This is a genomic window from Alkalihalobacillus phoenicis (assembly GCF_047302405.1).
GTDB lineage: Bacteria > Bacillota > Bacilli > Bacillales > Bacillaceae_D > Alkalihalobacillus.
Genome location: NZ_CP154853.1, coordinates 3,609,090 through 3,625,843, shown reverse-complemented (window position 1 = coordinate 3,625,843; position 16,754 = coordinate 3,609,090). Strand labels below are relative to the sequence as shown.

Genomic DNA, 16,754 nt, shown 5'->3' with positions numbered 1-16,754 from the left:
CTTATTTATCGAATCTGACCTTCTAGAAAGGGAATTGCAAAAGCATATTGATTACGCACAAAAGATTGGTGCTTCTTATATTGCAACAACGGCTCCAGAAGAGACTTTTCATAGTGAAGCTAAATTCAAAGCACTTAGCTCTTTTTTAAATTATGCAGCAAAAGTGGCTAAAAAACATCAATTAAAACTTGTCTATCACCCTCATGATTGGGAGTTTTTAGCCTATGGTAGTGAGCAATTTGTCTTGGATCGGTTGCTGAATGAAGCAGGTCCTGAATTGGGGTTAGAATTGGATACGTATTGGATCAAGATGGCCGGGGAAAACCCAGAACAGATTCTTAAAAGGTATGAGAGACGTGTGCCTCTTATTCATGTTAAAGACCTTGATAAGGAAGGGAATTTTAAAGAGGTAGGTTCCGGAATCCTGGACTGGCCGTCTATATTCACTGTAGCTCAAGAGGTAGGTGTACAATATTATTTTGTAGAACAAGATGTGTCAGAAGATCCTTTTAAAAGTATTAAAAAGAGTCTCCTATATTTGAAATCATTATAATTTTTATTCCTTTTACAATCTCTTCTTTTATCCACATATTGATAGGTGTGATGGAGTATTCTTTTTCCGCCTTATTTAATGAGCTTTTTTTCAAGAATAATTTTGTGCATGCCCTTTTTATCCGTATAGGTTTCGAGCACATCAAATCCGTTTTTAATATTTAAAATTAACATGTTCCGCCATTTATTCATTGTTTTTGTTTGGACGATTTGGTAACCATATTCTATTAGTAGGTCATGTTGCATTTTCATGAGAGTAGAAGCGATGCCGTAATTACGATAATGAGGGTCCACACCACCAAGCCAGCTATAGAATTTCTCTTCAGTTAATTCATAGCCGATTTTATAGCCCACGAGTTGGTTGTTGTTATAAGCTAAATGGATGAGAATGTTAGATTGTTGTCTCAATTTTCCGATAAAATTGGACTTTTGAGCAAAAATTTTCTCATGGAGACGTATAAGTTGGGTTGATTCTTTTTCAGTTGGTAGGGATTCTAATTGAGAGAACGATAGGTTCATTTATTACCTCCTTATTTGTTTTGAAAAGACTGTCTTCATAATGATGTACTCTTATGGGACAGCCTCATTTTACAACTTCTCCACATTAACCGATTTAACATAACGGATTTTTTTTATTATATAATAGACATCGGTAATGTACATTTTACTTGGTACGGATATTTTTAAATCGATTAGTTGATTGCCGTTATCTAAGTCTTTAACTTTGACCGAGCGGATAGAAATTTCTTTTTTGCGTCGATTTTTTCTTTTTTTCGTAATGGGTTCAGTAGCTTTTTCTTCAAGTATTTCTCCTTTTTGCTCAATGGCTTCGATAAGTTCTGTCATGTTTAGATTCGGTTCCATCACGATTTTTAAGGCAACATCATCCTGTTTAAGAGTTGGTGGTCCAACTGTTTTTAACAATGAAGGGATGATATTAATGGCAATAAGGATTAGAAGAACCGTATAGAATGATTCAAGATAAAAGCCGGCACCAATCGCAATACCGAGTCCAGAAGCTGCCCAAATCATGGCGGCAGTTGTCAAACCAGAAATAACGTCATTGTTGCGGCGGAGAATAACCCCAGCTCCAAGGAAACCGACTCCACTAACAATTTGGGCGGCAAGGCGCATCGGGTCCATATTTGTTGATAATCCTTCTGCTGAATATTTAAAAAATGATTCAACTGAAACGATCGTTACAAGACAGCTAGCAACACAGATGACCATGCTTGTCTTTAAACCTAGAGGCTTATGCTTCATTTGACGATCAATACCGATGACTAACCCTAATAACAGAGAAAGGCTAATTTTAATAACGAATTCTTGAATAAGCATAATTATTCCTCCAGTTTAGGTCTATAATCTTTCATTATGAGTTAAATTGGAAAAACCTTCAACTTCTTAATGGAAAACTTTTTTCCTTATTCATTAATATATGTAGAAAAGCATACTTTATATGAGGTGGCATAATGTTTTTAATTTTTTTTGAAGAAAAGCTTGCATTCCTTTTTATAGCATGGTAAGATATATCTTGTGTCAGAGAAAAGTCTGGTGGCGATAGCGAAGAGGTCACACCCGTTTCCATGCCGAACACGGCCGTTAAGCTCTTCAGCGCCGATGGTAGTTGGGGGCTTCCCCCTGTGAGAGTAGGACGTTGCCAGGCTATATTTGATACATACATAATATCCAGATGATTGGGTATCTTAACTTTATAACGTCGCGGGGTGGAGCAACGAGCATTACATCAATGAGTAATCTCCGAGTAACATCGACGCAGCAAACTTCGAAGCATAAGCTAGAAGAGGAAGATGTCCTCATCAATGAGAAAACATCATCCATTAACTTTATAACGTCGCGGGGTGGAGCAGTCTGGTAGCTCGTCGGGCTCATAACCCGAAGGTCGATGGTTCAAATCCGTCCCCCGCAATACCATAAAAAATCGAAACAGTAGCCTGTTTCGATTTTTTATTATGTGCAAAATAGAAAAGGATAACTTGTAGTGGAGAAGAGTGGGAGGCAAGGAGGTCAGTTTGAATGCCGTCGTTTAAGTGCTATATTAGAACGAATTTACAATGGCAGTGAGTAGAAAATCGATGTGAATCATGCGTAATAGGAAATGAAAACCCGAAAAATCCAAAATTTCAGTGCATATCATTCTTTATAGGCAATAAAAAAGCCAAAGTGTCACAGAAAGAATTATTCTGGGTAGATTAACTCTTTGAACTAGGATTCCTGCAAAAAATCGGCTAAACTGTTGAGAGATGAATTTGCTTCGGTATTAGCTGTATGTAGGAGGAATGGATGATGGATGATGAATTTGCTTTTATTGATAGTGTGACACCTAAAGGAACAAAACAACATGGGCTAGTCGTTGGGATTGGTGATGATGCGGCAATGTATCAGGCGACTGATGGCTTTAATCAAGTCATTTGTGTCGATACGATGGTTGAGGGAATTCATTTTCGGAAGGACACATTAACTCCTTATCAAATTGGTCGTAAAGTGCTTGCGATTAATTTGAGTGATCTTGCGGCGATGGGAGCGATTCCGCGGTATTTTGTCGTTTCCATTGCGGTTCCGTCTACATGGAATGAAGAGGAGTTGCAAGAAATTTATCTAGGAATGAAGGAATTAGCGGACCGATATGATGTTGATTTAATTGGTGGAGATACGGTTTCGACAAACTCGGGACTCGTGTTAACGATTACGACTACAGGTGAAGTGGAACAAGGGCGAATGCTTTTAAGAAGCGTGGCTAAACCTGGAGATATCGTTTTTTTAACTGGTGAAGTTGGGGTCTCCGCTGCGGGACTTGACCTCTTAAATGAAATGGGATTAGAAGGCCCTTATACAGAAGAAGAAATGAAATTAGTCAAAATTCATCAAGAGCCAAAACCGCAAATTGAAGCGGGGCGAATTTTCGCTGAAATCAATGAACGAGTCGCTTTAAATGATGTTAGTGATGGGGTTGCAAGTGAAGTGAATGAATTAGCGACCGCAAGTCAGGTGATGATTGAAATTGATGCTCAGTGCTTGCCGATTCAATTAACAACTAGTTACAAAACGAGAGAACAAGCTCTGGAGTGGGCCTTATTTGGCGGGGAAGACTTTCAACTGATCGGAACAACCTCGGAAACGACATTTCCAAAGTTGGCACAACTGTTTGAAGAAAAAGGAATACAATTAACAGCAATTGGTAAAGTTTATGAGGGAAAACCAGAAGTTTGGTTAAAGGATCACGATAAAAAGGGTAAACTGGATCGAAAAGGTTATAACCATTTTCAAAAAGGTGATAAAAATGAATGAATATATGAAGAGGACAAGTTCACCGGAAGAAACGATGGACTTTGCGACAAGACTAGGACAGCATTTGAAACCAGGAACGGTCCTTACATTAGAAGGGGACTTAGGGGCAGGAAAAACCCATTTTACGAAAGGGTTAGCCAAAGGACTTGGTGTTAAAAGAGTTGTAAATAGCCCGACTTTTACGATTATAAAGGAATATAAGGGGAGTATGCCTCTTTATCATATGGATGTCTATCGACTAGATAATAGCAGAGAAGATATAGGGTTAGATGAGTATTTTTATGGGGAAGGACTTACCGTTGTTGAATGGGCGAGCCGAATTCAAGAGCAACTGCCAAAAGAGCGTTTAGAGGTTGAGATTTTCCGTGTAGGAGATACAGAACGAAAAATAGTAATTCGTCCGATTGGGGCGGAGCTTGAGCAATTATGTGAGGAGATCATTGTATGAGTAAAGTATTAGCGATTGATACATCATCATTTGTCCTAGGAGTCGCTATTATGGACGGTGAGCGTGTACTAGGAGAGATTGTGACCAATAGCAAAAAAAATCATGCATTACGTTTAATGCCAGCTATTTCAAAGTTAATGGAAGAGTTGAAAGTTGCACCTAAAGAGCTAGAACGGATCGTTGTCGCGAATGGGCCAGGCTCTTATACAGGGGTTCGAATTGGTGTCACAACAGCGAAAACATTAGCATGGTCATTAAATATTCCGCTCGTGATGGTGTCTAGTATTGAGGTTATGGCACAAGCGGGGAGGTTTTATCCAGATAAGATTGTTCCGTTAATTGATGCGAGAAGAGGTCAAGTGTATACGGGACTTTATGAAGCGTATGAAGATGAGGTAAAACCACTTGGCTCGGACAAGCTTGTTTTGTTAAGTGATTGGCTTAATGTTCTAAAAGCAGAGGGGGACTCTGTTCTTTTTGTCGGACAAGATGTGGAATTACACCGAGATGTAATTGTTGAGGCTCTTGGTGATAAGGCGAATTTTGCGCCAGTGTCGGTTCAATTACCAAGGCCAACAGAATTGGGTTTACTCGGTCAAAAGAAAGAAGTTGAGGCGGATGTTCACGTCGTAACACCGCAATACTTGCAATTAGCTGAAGCAGAAGCGAAATGGAAAGCTGCGCAAGAGGGGAAAAGCCATGATTGAACAAAATAAAGCATCAATACGCTTTATGACAAAGGATGACATTGAAAAAATTGTAGAAGTGGAACAAAATGCTTTTACAACGCCATGGACACATGAGGTTTTTGAGCAGGAGCTAGAGGTGAATAAATTTGCTCACTATTTAGTATATGAAAAAGACGACAAGCTTGTTGGTTATTGTGGGGTTTGGATTATAACAGAAGAAGCTCAAGTAACGAATATTGCCGTCCATTCTGATTTTCGTGGTCATGGATACGGCGAGGAATTGCTTGACTATGCCCTGAGTTTTTCGAAGTTGATGGGGGCGAATCGTATCTCTCTTGAAGTTCGTTTGTCCAATATCGTCGCACAAAATTTATATAAAAAATTAGGCTTTCAGCCAGGTGGAATTCGAAAAAATTATTATGCAGATAATCAAGAAGATGCATTAGTGATGTGGGTGAAATTATGATAAAAGAACGGGAACTAATCTTAGCGATAGAAACGAGCTGTGATGAAACTTCAGCAGCTGTGATTGAAAATGGGGATACGATTTTAAGTAATGTCGTCTCCTCGCAAATTGAAAGTCATAAACGTTTTGGTGGTGTTGTGCCAGAAGTAGCGTCAAGACATCATGTGGAACAAATCACTTTAATTATTGAAGAAGCGATGTCAGAGGCTGACGTCCAATTTGAAGATTTATCTGCTGTTGCGGTTACAGAGGGTCCAGGACTAGTGGGGGCTTTATTAGTTGGAGTTCATGCGGCAAAGGCGATTGCGTTTGCTCATCAACTGCCACTTATCGGTGTCCATCATATTGCCGGTCATATCTATGCGAATCAGTTAGTAAAAGAGCTCCAATATCCCCTACTTACTCTTGTCGTCTCAGGTGGGCATACAGAGCTCGTCTATATGGAGTCAGAAGGTCAATTTGAAATCATTGGCGAAACAAGGGATGATGCCGTCGGTGAAGCCTATGATAAAGTCGCTAGGACGTTAGGATTACCGTATCCAGGTGGTCCGCATATTGATCGTTTAGCAGCTGAAGGTGAACAGGCGGTTGAGTTACCGCGAGCTTGGCTTGAGCCAGATTCCTATGATTTTAGCTTTAGTGGCTTAAAATCGGCGGTTATTAATACCGTTCATAATGAGAAACAAAAAGGAAGAGAAGTAAATCCAGCAAATGTTGCTCGTGGTTTTCAGGAAAGTGTAATCGATGTCCTTGTGACGAAAACAAAAAGAGCAACAGGAAATTATCCAGTAAAACAGCTTTTGTTAGCAGGTGGGGTGGCAGCTAATAGTGGACTTAGAAACGAGTTAGAGACTACATTTTCCGATTCGGAAGTTGAATTAATCATTCCACCACTCTCATTATGTACGGATAACGCCGCGATGATTGGAGCTGCAGCAAGCGTGAAGTTCAAACGTCAGCAATTTAGTGATTATGCCTTAAATGGCAATCCTGGATTAGATTTAGAAAGTCAATAAAAATGAGCCTTGAAGTTAAAAAACCGTTCTTTTTAAATGGTTGTGCAAAAAAACCATTTTTCAAAAGAGCGGTTTTTTTGTCATTTGTAATGATGGAATCAGTAAAGAAAGGAATGACGAAAGAAGAAGCTCGGCTATTCCTAATGATACTTTAGAATAGTAAAAAAACCCCTTTTATATGTTGGTAGTAACAATTCTTTTAAAAATAGTCTTTTAAAACAAGTTTTCTTACATAAGATGGCAGAAATTGAGTCATACTAAAGAGAAAAGACCCAGTCTTATAGTCAAAAAAGTTGTGCACAAAAGTTGTTAACAAAACTGTGGATAATGTGGATAACATAAAAAAACTACTGATTTAAAAAGAGCTTAACTGTGGTTAACTGAATTTGTGGATAACTATGGGGTGATCGTGGATTATTATAAAAAGTATGATAGTAATAGGATTTGTCCTGTGTATAAAGTTGTGGGTAGTGTGGATATGTCAGAAAATATTGAAAGGTAGAACGTATGTTTTTGAAAAAAATAATCCCGCTTATTCTTTTTTTCTTTTTTATTGTTATTTCGGTTGGTGAAGCTTCAACGACTGACCTGTCCGCTTCCGAACATCATACTATAGTCATAGTTCCACACTTTTCATTTGAGGATGCCAAAGCATTAATTGAAAAGGAAGAGGAACCTTTTTTATGGACTAAAGCGAGTATCGGGGCGATGAATGTTCGACCAGATGGTGCTTATCAATATTTGAATAATATGGTCACACTTGCTACGGGAGCGAAGGCAAAAGGTGTGGATATGTGGAATGCATATGAAGAAGATGAAACCATTCAAGACGTTCCATTAGAAGAAGTGATGTTGCAAGTAATAGGAGAAGAAGGTTTGGAAGCGTCGGGTGTGTTATTACATCCCTTGTTTTATAAACTGAAAACGATTAATGCAAACACATCTTACCGTGCACAAATAGGTCAACTTGGACAAATATTAAAAGAAGATAATGTAGAACGATTTGTTTTGGGGCATAGCGATACGATCGATAACAAAATAAGGTACGGTTCGCTGTTAACCATTGATAACGAAGGGAAAACAAATGGGGGATTAGCCAGTGCTGTGAAGGACAATCGTTATGCTCCTTTTGCGATGGAGATGGATACAGAATTTATTCTGAATGAGTTAAATCAACGGCGAAATGAAGTGAATCGTTCCTTTTTTGTGATTGAATGGGGGGATCTTTTTCGTCTAGACCAATTAAAAGCGGAAATGAAACCAAACCATTATCAAGCTGTAAAAGAGAGGCAATTAGATCGCTTACAATATTTTTTGAAGGAATTGATTGATGGAGGGAAAGGTTCCGTTTGGTTGTTAGCACCAATGATGGACACGGATTCTTTTCAACGGAAAGAGCAGCTCGCCCCTGTTTTTTATTGGGGGGAAGAGGTGGACGATGGTGGCTTTTTAACATCACCAACAACAAGGCAAACTTATTTAGTAGGCAGTATTGATTTTGTTCCAACGATTTTGTCACAACTGAAATTGACACAAGAGGATTTGATGTTACCGGGCAAACCGATTGTGATCGAGCGTTCAGAAAAACTGTCTCATGAAGGGCTTTTTTCAGAAGTAAAACATATTGTCCAAGTATTTAAAACGCGTTCACGGGTACTTTCTATCTTTATATTAAGTCTTGTTGCCTTACTTTTTGCGGCAGGTTTTGTGTTTATTTTTTTACGGAAAAACCAACTTGCTTTGATGTGGGTTAAGGTGACTTTGCTTGCGGCTTGGAGCTCTTTATTGTTTTTCCTTTTATTGGTTCCCTTCAGTCGCTATTTAAATGAGGTTGGTTTCTTAGCACTTTTAATCGGCTGCTCGATGTTATTAGGTTTTCTTATTTACCGCTTTTGTAAAGCCCCTATTTCAGTAGCCGCAGGACTCGTTTTTGTCGCTCTTACAGTCGATGTTTTAACAGGAGGCACCTTGATTCAACGTTCTTATTTGGGGTTTGATCCCATTATTGGGGCGAGGTATTATGGCATTGGTAATGAGTATGGCGGCGTCTATATCATTGCGGTCATGGCGATGCTTGTCCATTTTTTAAGTCGGAAAAAAAGAGATCTCTTTCTTGTTTCAACTGTGCTGCTATTTTTACTATTTGTCCTAGCTTCACAAGCATATGGGACCAATGCAGGTGGAACATTATCGGCCGCAATTGCCTATGCTGTACTTGTGATGAAGATGTATAGTGGCTCTATCCGGACAAAAACATTGTGGATGGCAGGCTTTTTGGCTCTAATTGGAGGAGTCGCTCTATTGTATATGATGCAATTGTTAGGAGTGCAAAGCCATATTGGATTAGCTTTTGAACGGTTACTTAGTGGTGATTTTATTTATATTCAAGATATGATCATTAGAAAACTATCGATGAATTATAAAATTTTAAGGCATTCCAATTGGACGTTGCTTTTTGCGACGAGCTATCTCGTTGTCGCGGTGCTGATCTGGAGAACGAGAAAGCAATTTTTGGATGTTAGAAAAAGGCTTTTTTTACAAGCGGGAGTGATCGCATCGATTGCTTTGCTATTATTAAATGATTCTGGTGTTGTAGCGGCCGCAACCTCGATGTTTTGTGTTGTTGCCTCTTATTGTTATTGGCTTTTAGAAAACTTTCAGGTGACGATGAATCCTGAGTTGGATTATCGTAAAGAAAAGGAAAGTCCAACGGAAAGTTCGTCGTAAAGAAGAAAAGAAACCACCTTTAGCAGTCGATGTCTACTGTTCAAGGTGGTTTTTAATTAATTTTCGGTTTGTAATGTTTCCCATTCTTCCATAAGTTGTTCGGTTTCTGCTTTAGCTTTGTCAATTTTGGTTTGAATTTCGAGAGCTTTTTCGTGATCGGCGTATACTTCTGGGTCGCATAGAAGCTCTTCGCTATCTGTGATATCTACTTCTAACTTTTCGATCGTTGTTTCAATTTCTTCAATACGCCTTAGCCTTTGTCGCTCTTGACGTTTGGCTTCTTTATCACGAGTAAAGGAAGTCGTTTTGGCCTGTTTTTCCTCAGTCGCATTTTCTGCTTCCTTCAAACGAATACGTTCCTTATTTTCCGCTTTCTTTTCAATATAATAATCATAATCACCGAGGTAGCTGATGACCGTGCCAGAATCAAGTTCAGTGACTCGAGTCGCAATCCGATTTAAAAAGTAACGGTCATGTGAAACAAAAAGAAGGGTGCCAGGGTAATCAATGAGGGCGGATTCAAGCACTTCTTTTGCATCAAGGTCTAAGTGGTTGGTCGGTTCATCTAAAATAAGAAAGTTCGCTTTTTGCATCATTAGTTTCGCTAAAGCAAGTCGAGCTTTTTCCCCACCACTTAAGCTAGAGACGGGTTTAAGGACATCGTCGCCACTAAATAAAAAGTTTCCGAGCACCGTGCGAATTTCTTTTTCAGGATGATGAGAATAATCATCCCAAAGCTCATGTAGTACTTGTTTATTCGAATGCAGCTTTGCTTGTTCCTGATCGTAATAGCCAATCTTGACATTACTTCCTAATTTAATCGTGCCCTTTGTTTCTTTTAATTGTTTTGTAATCGTCTTGAGCAAGGTTGATTTCCCAGCCCCATTTGGTCCAACTACAGCGACACTTTCCCCTCGATTGATTTCAAGTGATAATTCAGAGAAAATGGGCATCTTGTCATAGCAAACTTCTAAATCAGAAATACGTAATACTTCATTTCCGGATTGTTTTTCAATATCAAAGATAAAGTTTGCTGACTTTTCTGAGCCACTTGGACGGTCGAGCTTGTCGATTCGCCCGAGTTGTTTACGACGGCTTTGGGCTCTTTTGGTTGTTGAGGCCCGTGCGATATTTCTTTGCACAAAGTCTTCAAGCTTAGCAATTTGTTCTTGTTGTTTCTCGAATTGTTTTAATTCTAGCTCATATCGTTTCGCTTTTTCATCTAAATAAGCACTGTAGTTTCCTGGAAACTTGGTCGATTTCGTTCGTGAGATTTCCACAACTTGTCCAACGACTTGGTCTAAGAAGTAACGGTCATGCGAGACGATTAAGATAGCCCCTTTGTAATTGGATAAGTATTGTTCGAGCCATGTTAACGTCTCGATGTCTAAATGGTTGGTTGGTTCATCCAAAATTAATAAGTCAGGTTTTGTTAATAAAAGTTTCCCTAAAGCTAAACGTGTTTTTTGTCCACCACTTAAGTTTGAAATTTTCGTATCATAACGAAAAGAAGAGAAGTTTAATCCCGAAAGCACACCACGAATGTCGGCCTCGTATTGATAGCCACCTTTATCTTTAAAGATAATTTGCAATTCATCGTATTCACTTAAAATTTTCGAGTAGGCGATTTCATCTTGTTGTAGCTTTGGATCGGACATTTGTTGCTCAAGTGTTCTCAGCTTTTGTTCCATTTCAATCAATGGAGCAAATACGGTGAGCATTTCATCCCAAATGGAAAGGGTTGATTCTAAGCCGGTATCTTGGGCTAGATATCCGAGTTCGACTTCCTTAGGTTTAATAATATCGCCACCATCATATGAGAGCTGTCCTGCGATTATTTTTAAAAGAGTTGATTTCCCGGCTCCGTTCCTTCCAACTAAGGCAATTCTTTCCCCAGTTTGTACTTCTAGCTTTATATTTGATAAAATTGGTTCAGCACCAAAAGATTTTGAGATATTGACACATTGTAAAATAATCATTTAAGATCCCTTCCCAAAAAACGCTTTTGTTTATCGTTCCTTTACTAAGTAGAATAAAGTTGAAAAATACAATAACTACTTATTAGTGTAGCTTAAATGGCCGCTTTCAACAACTTATTGACTATTGAGTCTAGGTGGTTACATCAGAGGAAAAATGATGTACAATAAGGATGTTTCAAAGTTAAGTATGGGGTAAGGTGTAAGAGAAAAGGGAGGGCTGCTTATGAAGTCTGAGCAAACAAAGATACCTCAAGCGACGGCAAAACGGTTGCCTTTATATTATCGGTTTCTTGAGAATCTGCAGGCCTCTGGAAAGCAAAGAGTTTCATCTACTGAATTAAGTGAAGCGGTAAAGGTAGACTCGGCCACGATTCGGAGAGATTTTTCATATTTTGGTGCGTTAGGAAAAAAAGGTTATGGATATAATGTAAGTTATCTACTATCTTTTTTTAGGGAAACGCTTAATCAAGATGAATTAACGAAGGTCATTTTAGTCGGAGTCGGAAATTTGGGGACAGCGTTTTTGCATTATAACTTTTCGAAAAATAATAACACCCAAATTGTCATGGCTTTTGACGTCGTTGAAGAAAAGATTGGTCAAGAGATGGGGGACGTTACAATTCACCATTTTGACACATTGAAGGAAAAGCTCCCTGATGATGTGACAGTGGCGATTTTAACGGTACCTGTTAACGCTGCTCAAAACATTGCGGACAAGCTGGTAGAAGCGGGAATACAGGGGATTTTAAACTTTACACCTGCTAGGCTCTCAGTGCCTGACTATGTGAGAGTTCACCATATTGACCTATCTGTGGAATTACAGTCTCTTGTTTATTTTTTAAAGCATTATCCAGTATAATAGAAGAAGCTACACAAGGTTGTACAAAGGTCTCACAAAAATTAAGGAGGTGCATCCTTCATGCCACTATCAGCAGGAAGTATTGTACTTATCGCACTTGTTGCATTGCTTATCTTTGGTCCTAAAAAATTGCCAGAACTCGGGAAAGCGGCTGGAAATACATTGCGTGAATTTAAAGCAGCCACTAAAGGACTAGCAGATGACGATGATGATGATACAAGTAAGAAAAAAGCGACACGTCAAGACTCTTAATACAGGAAGGGTTTAAAGATGGATACACAGCATATGTCGGTCATGGACCATATTGTGGAGTTGAGACGAAGGATTGTCCTGTTACTCGTCTTTTTTGCAGTAGCGTTCATCGCCGGCTTTTTTTTAGCGACACCACTAATCACATATTTAACAAATGCACCGATGGCTCAAGGTTTGCCGATGAATGCTTTTAAGATGACGGATCCTTTTCGGGTTTTTATGACATTTGCGACAGTCATTGCCCTTGTTTTTATTTTTCCGGTCATTCTCTATCAACTTTGGGCTTTTATTAGTCCTGGGTTACATGAAAATGAGCGAAAGGTGACGTTAGCCTATATTCCATTTGCCTTTATCCTATTTTTAGGTGGGCTTTCCTTTGCCTATTTTGTTTTATTCCCCTTTATCATTCAATTTATGGGGAATTTATCAGCACGACTTGGCATAACGGAGCAGTATGGAATTAACGAGTACTTTCATTTTTTATTTCAAATTACGATACCGATGGGGATTTTGTTCCAACTACCTGTTGTCGTCTCTTTTTTAACGAGATTAGGTCTAGTTACTCCATCTACTTTATCGAAGTTACGTAAATATGCTTATTTTGTCTTACTCGTTATCGCCGGCTTTATTACACCACCTGATTTAATGTCGCATTTAATGGTTACCGTTCCATTGCTTTTACTTTATGAATTTAGCATTTGGTTATCTCGGATTGCCTATCGTAAAGTGTTAAAAGCTCAAAAACTACAAGAAGAAGAACTAGAGCGAACAGAAGCACAATAATAGTTTGCGGGCTTAGTTTATAGGATGCTAAAGTTATAAAAATGGACTTTGGCGAGCGATTTGGGCTCTCTCTTAAGGTTATTGGACCTTTTGAGAGGGCTTTTTTGAGGAGCGGAAGCATGGTTCTCGTGCTTCCTTAGCGGCAATGAAGTCAAAAGCATATGAATCAAAGGCGCAAAGGGAGTCATAAGGCGGCTATGAAGTCAAAAGCCAGTGAATGAGAGGGGGAAAGGGAATCATAGAGCCTGTATGAAGTCAAAAGCCAGTGAATGAGAGGGGGAAAGGGAATCATAGGTCAGCTATGATTCCAAAAGCGATTGAATTAAGGAAGCAAAGGGAATCAAAGAGCTCGTATGAAGTCAAAAGTATGTGAATGAGAGCTGCAAAGGGAATCATAGGACGGCTAATGATTTCAAAAGAGATTGAATTAAGGAAGCAAAGGGAATCAAAGAGCCTGTATGAAGTCAAAAGCACATGAATAAGAGCCGCAAAGGGAATCATAGGACGGCAATGATTCCAAAAGAGATTGAATTAAGGAAGCAAAGGGAATCAAAGAGCCTGTATGAAGTCAAAAGCACATGAATAAGAGCCGCAAAGGGAATCATAGGTCAAGCTATGATTCCAAAAACCATCGAATCAGTGCCCCAACAGATCTAAAAGCCCATTCTGAAAAAAAGTTTGTGAAATATTGAACAAGTTGTGAAGGTTTCTCTAAAAGGTAGATTTCCTAGTAAATACGTCATATACTAAGAGTGTAATCACATGTGAAAACATTCACAAACTCAGAAGAGCAATTATTCATAAGTTTAAATACAAATGGAGGAGGAGTTATCATGTTAGGAGAATTTTTAAGAAATAATAAAATTGTGGCGATGGGATTAGTGGTGTTGAGATTGGTGTTAGGTTGGGCTTGGTTGAGTGCAGGTTGGGGTAAAGTAACTGGTGGCTTTAATGCAGGTGGTTATTTACAAAATGCAGTAGCGAATCCTGTTTTAGATGGTGAAGTGGCTAAGTATCCATTATATGTAAGTTTCTTGGAAAACTTCGCTGTTCCAAATGCTGAAATTTTCAGTCTCGTTGTAGCTTGGGGTGAGGTGTTAGTTGGACTTGGATTAATCTTAGGGGTTCTAACCTCTGCAGCAGCATTCTTCGGAGCCGTAATGAATTTATCTTTCTTGTTTGCTGGAACCATTTCTTCAAACCCTTGGATGTTACTCGTATCCTTTATCATTATTATCGCAAGTGCTAATGCTGGAAGATACGGTGGAGACCGCTACGTATTACCGTATTTACGCTCTAAAATGAAATTAAATAAACGTTCATTTAAAATGAAAAACTCAGACCAAATGAAAGAAGCGGTGTAAGGGAAATACCATTCAATTACGAATAGCACCCCAATTGTGAGTCTTCCTGACAATTGGAGGTGCTATTTTCTATATAAAACGAGTGAAAATGAATAAGCTGTTTATGACAATTCTAAAGTTTTGGGCGTTTCCTCTCCAATATTCATTATGCGAAATACGGAGGGGGTTATTTTTAATAAAACATAATGGGGATCATTTGGTCCTTCAAACCAGTGTGTCCATTTGTCTTGCCACCATTTCTGTTTCTCCGTTGAATCCGTTATCAGTTCAGCCTGTCCTTCAATCTCTAAATAAGAATCATGAAGCCCTTCACCCGTATAGCCTATTAATATGTGAACGGCTGGATTTTGTTTAATCGATTCTACTTTATGTGTGTTTAAATCAGTCGGTGTATAGAGGGTAAAGTGTTCATGATAAAAGCTCATAAATCGACTTTGTGGTTTATTGTCCACAACAGTTGCTAGTGTTCCTATTTTGTCTTCGTCTAATATAGATAATATTTCATTTTGTACGTTTGAAGTATTCATGTCATGCTCCTTTCAAATTGGCTTTTTATAGTTTGCCGAAAGATGCCTTTTTCATTCGGGAGGGGGGAAATGGAAACGAAGGAATTTAATTTGAAGTAACTCGCATAGGGCAGGCATTTTATAAAAAATATATGTAAAAACGTGCTATACTAATTATGATGAAAAATTTCGAGAGGCGAAATGGTGTGTTCAGATGAAGGGAAATCAAAAGTGGATGGTTGTGGTGGCTGTTTTATTAGGATCATTTACGATGATTTTAAATAATAGCATGCTTAATCCGGCTATTCCGACATTTATTGACGTGTTTGAAACAGATGTTGTGTCAGCTGGTTGGATTATTACGATATTTATGGTTGCAATGGGAATGACCGTACCGGTGACGGGTTATTTAGGGGACCGTTTTGGAAAAAAGAGGACGTATTTAATTGGATTGGCTCTTTTTGTCGTCGGTTCGATTATCGGTACTTTTTCCTGGAATTTAAGTTCCTTAATTACCTTCCGTGCTTTGCAAGGGATTGGTGGAGGGATTATGATGCCACTATCGATGGCATTAATTTTTGAAGCGTTTCCGAAAAGAGAGAGAGGGCTTGCGACGGGTGTATGGGGAATTGCCTCGATGATGGCCCCAACGATTGGGCCGACCATTGGTGGAATCCTTTTAGAAACAACAAGTTGGCATTATCTTTTTATAACAAATGCTCCATTTGGATTGATTGGATTATGGTTTGCGTGGAAGTATTTACCTAATACTACACCGAATCGTCAAGTTCAGTTTGATAAGCTTGGTTTTTTTCTTGTCACCTTAGGGGTAGGAAGTATTCTTTTTGCGTTTGCACGAATGTCCACTGTGGCTGATTTAACTCACCCGACCAATTTAATGTTATTAATTGTGGGAATCATCTTGATGTATTTATTTGTAAAGGTGGAAAAGCGGGTTCAACAGCCTTTGCTTGATCTAAGTTTATTTAGAATTCCTGTTTACACATATAGTATTTTGCTGACAACAATTTCTTCTATTGGCCTGTTTGCAGGGATTTTCTTAATTCCATTACTAATTCAGCAAGCCTTTGGTTTAAGTGCGATTGTAACAGGATTAGTCTTTTTACCATCGGCCTTATTTACGGGGATCTTTATGACCGTAGGGGGACGGATTCTTGATACTAAAGGCGCTAAGGGTGTGATCACTTCTGGGTTATTGATTCTCGCTGTTGGTACGCTAGTAATGGGCTTTATGAGCCTTGAAACATCACTTGCTTTTATTATCTTTTGGATGGCGATTCGTGGAATTGGAAATGGACTTAGCTCAATGCCCTCTACCACAACAGGGATGAATGCTGTTCCCGATCGGTTAGTATCAAGAGGGTCTGCCTTAAATAATGTAGCGAGGCAAATGAGCTCTGCCTTTGCCGTTGTGTTTATTTCGATTTTTTATGAAGTGAGAAGAGGGCAGGTTATGACATCAAGTAGTACTTTTTCACTCGAGCAAGCAAGTGTACAGGCGATTAATGAAGCGTTTATATTCGTTGGGATATTAACTTTTTTAACCATTCCGATTGGATATATGCTTGAGAAAAAATCGAAGGAAGAAGACCTTAAGGAACGAAAAATGGAAGAAAAAAAGCAGGCAGTTCGTTGATTGAGGCTCACTCTGTTAAAGGGTGAGCTCTTGATATATTGGTGATTTAGGGGGAGAAAAAATCTTAAGTTGCTGCTGTTCATCTATTAATTTTCTTGACATAATCACACACTGGTGCACAATATAAAGAAGAAATAAATGAAGGAG

16 protein-coding genes, 1 tRNA gene and 1 rRNA gene are annotated in these 16,754 nt (G+C 38.8%); 14 read left to right on the top strand and 4 right to left on the bottom strand.

Annotated elements, in window-relative coordinates; genetic code table 11:
* The first annotated feature begins 34 nt into the window (after window positions 1–34).
* A complete protein-coding gene (locus AA0017_RS16955; RefSeq protein WP_413376369.1) occupies window positions 35–553 on the top strand; it encodes a sugar phosphate isomerase/epimerase family protein in 519 nt (172 codons plus the stop codon).
* Between the two features lie 71 nt (window positions 554–624).
* Here AA0017_RS16955 and AA0017_RS16950 read toward each other — a convergent pair whose 3' ends face one another.
* Window positions 625–1,071 (bottom strand): GNAT family N-acetyltransferase, encoded by a 447-nt coding sequence (locus AA0017_RS16950; RefSeq protein ID WP_413376367.1) that lies wholly within the window; start codon window positions 1,069–1,071, stop codon window positions 625–627.
* Between the two features lie 69 nt (window positions 1,072–1,140).
* On the bottom strand, window positions 1,141–1,890 hold the full coding sequence (locus tag AA0017_RS16945; protein ID WP_413376365.1) for an MgtC/SapB family protein: 750 nt from the start codon (window positions 1,888–1,890) through the stop codon (window positions 1,141–1,143).
* Between the two features lie 212 nt (window positions 1,891–2,102).
* Between AA0017_RS16945 and rrf the strand changes: the two genes are divergently transcribed.
* The 8 genes from rrf (at window position 2,103) to AA0017_RS16905 (ending at window position 9,207) form a co-directional block, all read left to right on the top strand.
* A 5S ribosomal RNA gene (rrf, locus tag AA0017_RS16940) occupies window positions 2,103–2,218 on the top strand.
* Window positions 2,219–2,408: 190 nt separating this feature from the next.
* A tRNA-Met gene (locus AA0017_RS16935) sits at window positions 2,409–2,482 on the top strand.
* A 377-nt stretch (window positions 2,483–2,859) separates the two neighbouring features.
* A complete protein-coding gene (thiL, locus tag AA0017_RS16930) occupies window positions 2,860–3,861 on the top strand; it encodes a thiamine-phosphate kinase (RefSeq protein WP_413376363.1) in 1,002 nt (333 codons plus the stop codon).
* On the top strand, window positions 3,854–4,309 hold the full coding sequence (gene tsaE, locus AA0017_RS16925; protein ID WP_413376361.1) for a tRNA (adenosine(37)-N6)-threonylcarbamoyltransferase complex ATPase subunit type 1 TsaE: 456 nt from the start codon (window positions 3,854–3,856) through the stop codon (window positions 4,307–4,309). The genes thiL and tsaE overlap by 8 nt, the downstream gene beginning before the upstream one ends.
* A complete protein-coding gene (tsaB, locus tag AA0017_RS16920) occupies window positions 4,306–5,016 on the top strand; it encodes a tRNA (adenosine(37)-N6)-threonylcarbamoyltransferase complex dimerization subunit type 1 TsaB (RefSeq protein ID WP_413376359.1) in 711 nt (236 codons plus the stop codon). The genes tsaE and tsaB overlap by 4 nt, the downstream gene beginning before the upstream one ends.
* Window positions 5,009–5,464 (top strand): ribosomal protein S18-alanine N-acetyltransferase, encoded by a 456-nt coding sequence (gene rimI / locus AA0017_RS16915; protein WP_413376357.1) that lies wholly within the window; start codon window positions 5,009–5,011, stop codon window positions 5,462–5,464. The genes tsaB and rimI overlap by 8 nt, the downstream gene beginning before the upstream one ends.
* Entirely contained in the window at window positions 5,461–6,480 is a 1,020-nt protein-coding gene (tsaD, locus tag AA0017_RS16910) for a tRNA (adenosine(37)-N6)-threonylcarbamoyltransferase complex transferase subunit TsaD (RefSeq protein WP_413376355.1), read from the top strand. Before rimI ends, tsaD begins: the two co-directional genes overlap by 4 nt.
* Before the next feature lie 513 nt (window positions 6,481–6,993).
* Window positions 6,994–9,207: a hypothetical protein gene (locus AA0017_RS16905; RefSeq protein WP_413376353.1), complete on the top strand. Its 2,214-nt coding sequence runs from the start codon at window positions 6,994–6,996 to the stop codon at window positions 9,205–9,207.
* Window positions 9,208–9,263: 56 nt separating this feature from the next.
* Here the strand turns inward: AA0017_RS16905 and AA0017_RS16900 are convergent, their stop codons facing one another.
* The gene (locus tag AA0017_RS16900; RefSeq protein ID WP_413376351.1) at window positions 9,264–11,186 is read right to left on the bottom strand and encodes an ABC-F family ATP-binding cassette domain-containing protein; all 1,923 of its coding nucleotides are present in this window, start codon (window positions 11,184–11,186) and stop codon (window positions 9,264–9,266) included.
* A gap of 223 nt (window positions 11,187–11,409) precedes the next feature.
* Here AA0017_RS16900 and AA0017_RS16895 point away from each other — a divergent pair, with 223 nt between their 5' ends.
* The 4 genes from AA0017_RS16895 to AA0017_RS16880 all read left to right on the top strand — a co-directional run bounded on the left by AA0017_RS16895 (window position 11,410) and on the right by AA0017_RS16880 (window position 14,444).
* Entirely contained in the window at window positions 11,410–12,045 is a 636-nt protein-coding gene (locus AA0017_RS16895) for a redox-sensing transcriptional repressor Rex (protein WP_413376349.1), read from the top strand.
* Window positions 12,046–12,105: 60 nt separating this feature from the next.
* Window positions 12,106–12,297, top strand: coding sequence for a twin-arginine translocase TatA/TatE family subunit (locus tag AA0017_RS16890; RefSeq protein ID WP_413376347.1), 192 nt, complete (start codon window positions 12,106–12,108; stop codon window positions 12,295–12,297).
* 18 nt (window positions 12,298–12,315) lie between these two features.
* The gene (gene tatC, locus AA0017_RS16885) at window positions 12,316–13,080 is read left to right on the top strand and encodes a twin-arginine translocase subunit TatC (protein ID WP_413376345.1); all 765 of its coding nucleotides are present in this window, start codon (window positions 12,316–12,318) and stop codon (window positions 13,078–13,080) included.
* Window positions 13,081–13,913: 833 nt separating this feature from the next.
* Window positions 13,914–14,444: a DoxX family protein gene (locus tag AA0017_RS16880; protein WP_413376343.1), complete on the top strand. Its 531-nt coding sequence runs from the start codon at window positions 13,914–13,916 to the stop codon at window positions 14,442–14,444.
* A gap of 101 nt (window positions 14,445–14,545) precedes the next feature.
* Here AA0017_RS16880 and AA0017_RS16875 read toward each other — a convergent pair whose 3' ends face one another.
* Entirely contained in the window at window positions 14,546–14,971 is a 426-nt protein-coding gene (locus AA0017_RS16875; RefSeq protein ID WP_413376341.1) for a pyridoxamine 5'-phosphate oxidase family protein, read from the bottom strand.
* A gap of 193 nt (window positions 14,972–15,164) precedes the next feature.
* Here AA0017_RS16875 and AA0017_RS16870 point away from each other — a divergent pair, with 193 nt between their 5' ends.
* Entirely contained in the window at window positions 15,165–16,607 is a 1,443-nt protein-coding gene (locus AA0017_RS16870; RefSeq protein ID WP_413376338.1) for an MDR family MFS transporter, read from the top strand.
* The last annotated feature ends 147 nt before the right edge of the window (window positions 16,608–16,754 follow it).